Source organism: Microbacterium sp. (genome assembly GCF_041909575.1).
Lineage (GTDB): Bacteria > Actinomycetota > Actinomycetes > Actinomycetales > Microbacteriaceae > Microbacterium.
The window spans coordinates 1-4,023 of record NZ_JAYRDE010000167.1 but is presented as its reverse complement, the minus strand read 5'-3'; the positions used below and the strand labels follow the sequence as shown (position 1 = coordinate 4,023).

General features: G+C 68.4%; 6 protein-coding genes. 3 read left to right on the top strand and 3 right to left on the bottom strand.

Features of this window, described 5'->3' with window-relative positions; translation table 11 throughout:
• On the bottom strand, positions 1 to 349 hold a 349-nt coding region (locus ACE3O1_RS15025), incomplete at its 3' end, for a type I restriction-modification system subunit M N-terminal domain-containing protein (protein WP_374316425.1).
• A gap of 124 nt (positions 350 to 473) precedes the next feature.
• On the opposite strand from ACE3O1_RS15025, the gene istA reads away from it, so the two are divergent.
• The 3 genes from istA to ACE3O1_RS15010 all read left to right on the top strand — a co-directional run bounded on the left by istA (position 474) and on the right by ACE3O1_RS15010 (position 2,986).
• A complete protein-coding gene (gene istA / locus ACE3O1_RS15020; protein ID WP_374316423.1) occupies positions 474 to 1,799 on the top strand; it encodes an IS21 family transposase in 1,326 nt (441 codons plus the stop codon).
• Positions 1,796 to 2,611, top strand: a complete 816-nt coding sequence (gene istB / locus ACE3O1_RS15015; RefSeq protein ID WP_374316421.1) for an IS21-like element helper ATPase IstB — start codon at positions 1,796 to 1,798, stop codon at positions 2,609 to 2,611. Before istA ends, istB begins: the two co-directional genes overlap by 4 nt.
• Before the next feature lie 63 nt (positions 2,612 to 2,674).
• A complete protein-coding gene (locus ACE3O1_RS15010; protein ID WP_374316419.1) occupies positions 2,675 to 2,986 on the top strand; it encodes a hypothetical protein in 312 nt (103 codons plus the stop codon).
• A 234-nt stretch (positions 2,987 to 3,220) separates the two neighbouring features.
• Here ACE3O1_RS15010 and ACE3O1_RS15005 read toward each other — a convergent pair whose 3' ends face one another.
• Entirely contained in the window at positions 3,221 to 3,619 is a 399-nt protein-coding gene (locus tag ACE3O1_RS15005) for a Rid family detoxifying hydrolase (protein WP_374316417.1), read from the bottom strand.
• A gap of 3 nt (positions 3,620 to 3,622) precedes the next feature.
• The coding region (locus ACE3O1_RS15000; protein WP_374316415.1) for a universal stress protein at positions 3,623 to 4,023 on the bottom strand (401 nt) is incomplete at its 5' end.

Sequence of the window (4,023 nt, the reverse complement as noted above, 5' to 3'; positions counted from 1 at the left end):
TGGACACCGTGTTCGGGTGGAAGTCGGCCTGCGCGAACTTCTCCGTCACCGCAAACAGCTTGTTCTTCTCCGCCAGCTTGTTCAGCGTCTTGTCGAACTCGAACCGCTCGAAGATGTCCCGCACGTTCGGCGAGAACCCTGCCAGGTAGGCATTGAGGTTGGAGCGAAGGTCGGCCGGATCGGCGACGAGCTTGCCGAAGTCGAACGGGGACGTGTTGTAGAACTGGTGGCCCGCGGCTTCCTGGAGTTTGATTGCCTGGAGCATTTCGGGGAGCGCCTCGATGCCCTTCGTGGCCTCGAGCACAGCGGGCTTCGTGTCTGCGAGGACGGCGTCGATGACGGCGCTCACTGAAATTCCTCACTTCTGCTTATCGAAATTCCTCACCCTGGGTCGCTCCGTCGCATGAGGCGGGCCTCCCTCGATGCTGGTGGTCTCTGACCACTCACCAGCCTTCGAGGGAGGCCCGTTCCTCATGCTCTCAGAGAGGAGCAGCGTGGAGATCCACGCTCTGCATGAACAGGGTTGGACGATCGCCGCGATCGCCCGCCATGCCAATCACGACCGCAAGACGATCCGCGCCTACTTGGCCGGCGAACGACAGCCCGGGGTCCGCGTCCAGGCGCCGGATCCGTTCGACGAGTTCGTCGACTACGTCACCGCGAGGCTGACCGAGGACCCGCACCTCTGGGTCCAGACGCTGCTCGACGAGCTGCGACCACTCGGCTACGACGGGTCGTATCCGACGTTGACGCGCCAGATCCGCACCCGGTCGCTGCGCCCGGCATGCGCGGCGTGTTCGCATGTCACGAAGCGACCCAACGCGATCATCGAGCACCCGCCCGGGGAGGAGACACAGTTCGACTGGCTCGAGCTTCCCGACCCTCCCGCGCCCTGGGGTTTCCCGCACAAGAACGCGTACCTGCTGGTCGGTTCGCTAGCGCACTCCGGCGTCTGGCGGGCAGTGCTGTCGCCGTCGATGGACGTCCCACATCTGCTGGCGGCGATGACCACGCTGCTCGCCCTGTTGGGCGGGCTCACCCGCGTTTGGCGGTTCGACAGGATGCGGACCGTCCTCGATCACCGCACGGGAGATCTCGCGCCCATGTTCGCCGCGTTCGCGAAGCACCACGGTGTTCAGCCGGTCGTCTGCCGGCCGCGCAGCGGGAACCGGAAGGGCGTGGTCGAGAAGAACAACCACACCGCCGCGCAACGCTGGTGGCGGACCCTGCCCGACGAGCTGACCCTCGAGCAGGCACAGGCCAGCATCCACGAGTTCGCGGCCGGCCAAGACGCCCGTTCGCGACGCACCGAGACAGGCAAGACGACCGCAGCGGCGATGTTCGCCGCGGAGCGGCTCCGACCGCTCCCGCCGGCAGTGTTCCCGGTGATCGTGACCGAGGAGCGCACCGCGACCCGGCAAGCACTGATCGACTGGCGCGGGAACCGCTACTCCGTCCCGCCCGAGCTGGCCGCGGCGAAGGTCGAGGTTCGGCAACGGCTCGGCGCGCACACCATCGACATCGCCACCGCATCCGGCGCCGTCGTCGCGAGGCATCGGGTCGCCGAACCGGGCCTCGGGGTCACGATCCGCGACACCGGGCACGTCACCGACCTCGAAGCGATCGCCCTCGCCTCCGCCCCTCCCGGTCGCCCGCACCGCCGGAAGGAACGCATCCCACCCGGACCTGCCGCGCTGCGCGCCGCGGCCGTCCTCACCGGCACCGGCGCGGCACCGTCGACCGTGATTGACCTGGCCGCCTACGAGCAGGCCGCGAAGAACAGGAACACCCTCCGATGACCACCACAGCCACAACGACGAAGACCGCCGCCGCGGTCTACCAGCAGCTGCGCGGGCACCTCCTCGAGTTGAAGCTCGCCGACGCCGCCGAAGCCCTCCCCACCGTTCTCGACCAGGCAACCGCCGAGGGCTGGACCCTCACCCACGCGCTCGAGCACTTGTTGCGCGTCGAGGTCACCGCGACCGACGCCCGCCGGCTCGCGGGCAGGTTCCGGTTCGCTAACCTGCCCACCGGCGCGACCCTCGACGACTTCGACCTCGACCACGCCTCCGGTATCGACCGGTCCCTGCTCGCCGAGCTCGGCACCTGCCGCTACATCAACACCGCGACCAACGTGCTCCTCATCGGGCCGCCCGGCGTCGGGAAGACACACATCGCGACCGGGCTCGGGAACGCCGCCGTGAAGGCCGGCTACCGCACCTACTTCACCTCCGCCGCGGACCTCGCCGCCCGCTGCCACAGGGCTGCGATCGAGGGGAAGTGGGCGACGATGATGCGGTTCTTCGCCGGCCCTACCCTGCTCATCATCGACGAGCTCGGCTACCTGCCCCTGCCCGGCGAGGCCGCGTCAGCGCTGTTCCAGGTCATCAACCAGCGCTACCTGAAGACCTCGATCGTGATCACCACGAACCGGCCCGTCGGCGCCTGGGGCGAGATCCTCGGCGACACCACCGTCGCCGCCGCGATGCTCGACCGGCTCCTCCACCGCTCCGTCGTCGTCACTCTCGACGGAGCCTCCTACCGGCTCCGCCACCACGCCACCGCAGCCGACGAACTCCGCCGCGTCACCACCGGCACAAACCTGCGCTAGCGTTACCCCGCGACCTGAGGAACTTCGATGAGCAACTCTGGGGAAATTCGCTAAGCGCCGTCAGTGGTCACTCTGGAGCCGTTCTATCTCAATCAGAACTGGCTTGTTCGTGAGCGGCTGGATCAGGCCGAGTTCCCCATCGGCGTGCTTTCGATCGGCGAGCTCGAGACGCTCGTCCTCCTAAGCGCGAACGAGCTCGGTCAGGCGTTGCTCACGTGCGCAGGTGCCGCTGAAGATAACGTAATGCTGCTCAACCCCGCACTAGACGAAACGCACGGGCGGGAGAACCCGTTGCTCGTGAGTACATGGGAGTCGATCGGTCTGTTCACACGCATCAAACGGGCCGCCGAGCGGCTTGGCATGGAGCCTGAGTAGCCCCGAGTCAAACCCCACACAAGTCGTCATCCGACCGACATCCGCAGGGAGTCGTCGCCACGTCGAAATGTCCATGTGGACACCGTGTGGACATTTCACCTGCGAAATGGACAACTTCAAAAAATACCTACAACTACTGCGCGGGAGGGCGTCGGGCGGTTCTTGGGGTGGCGTTTGGTCACGGCTCGACCGTAGCGAATCTCGCGGCCCGTGGCCCGTGCCGTCCCCAGCGTGTCAGACCGGCAGCGCCGCGACCAGTTCGATCTCGACACGGGCGCCGAGCGGCAGCCCGGCAACGGCGACCGTGGTGCGGGCCGGGTACGGGGCGGTGAACTCCGCCCGGTAGACCTCGTTCATCTCGGCGAAATCGGCCATCGCGGTGAGGTAGACGTTCACCTTCACGACGTCGGCGAACGAGCCGCCCGCGGCGGTGAGAACCGCACGCAGGTTGCGGAACACCTGCCGTGTCTGCGCGGCGATGTCGCCGTCGACCAGCCGGCCGGTGGCGGGGTCGATCGGCGTCTGGCCCGACAGGAAGACGAGCCGCGACGGCTCCACCCCCGACGCGGCCACGGCGTACGGTCCGATCGGCTGCGGCGCGTCGCTCGCGGCATCCACCGAGGTGCGGGGCACGCCTCAGCCCGGGGTCCCGGCGCCCGGCACGGCGACCACCGGCACCGGCGCGTAGCGGATGATCTTCGCGGCGCTCGAACCGAGGAACACCCGGGCCACCGGATGCGTCGCCGACGAGCCGACGGCGAGGATGTCGCCGTCTTCCCAGTCGAGGGTGGTGATCGCGCGGGCCCAGTCCGGTCCCTCGGCGAGCACGAACTCCACGGCAGCGGCGTCGACGCCCTGCGAGTCGAGGTACGTCCGCGCCTCCTCCTGGGCGCCGGCGGCCTGCAGCTTCCAGATGTCGATCACCTGCGTCTCAGTGTGGCTGGCGCGCGAGGTGACGGGGCGACGCGGCGGCGCGATGACGAACGTCGCGACCCGCAGTCGCGCCGACGGCTGCCGGCAGATGTCGGCGCCCCGGG

Excerpts from the sequence above, each read along its gene's own strand:
- istA (WP_374316423.1), top strand. The coding sequence starts at position 474 with ATGCTCTCAGAGAGGAGCAGCGTGGAGATCCACGCTCTGCATGAACAG.
- istB (WP_374316421.1), top strand. The coding sequence starts at position 1,796 with ATGACCACCACAGCCACAACGACGAAGACCGCCGCCGCGGTCTACCAG.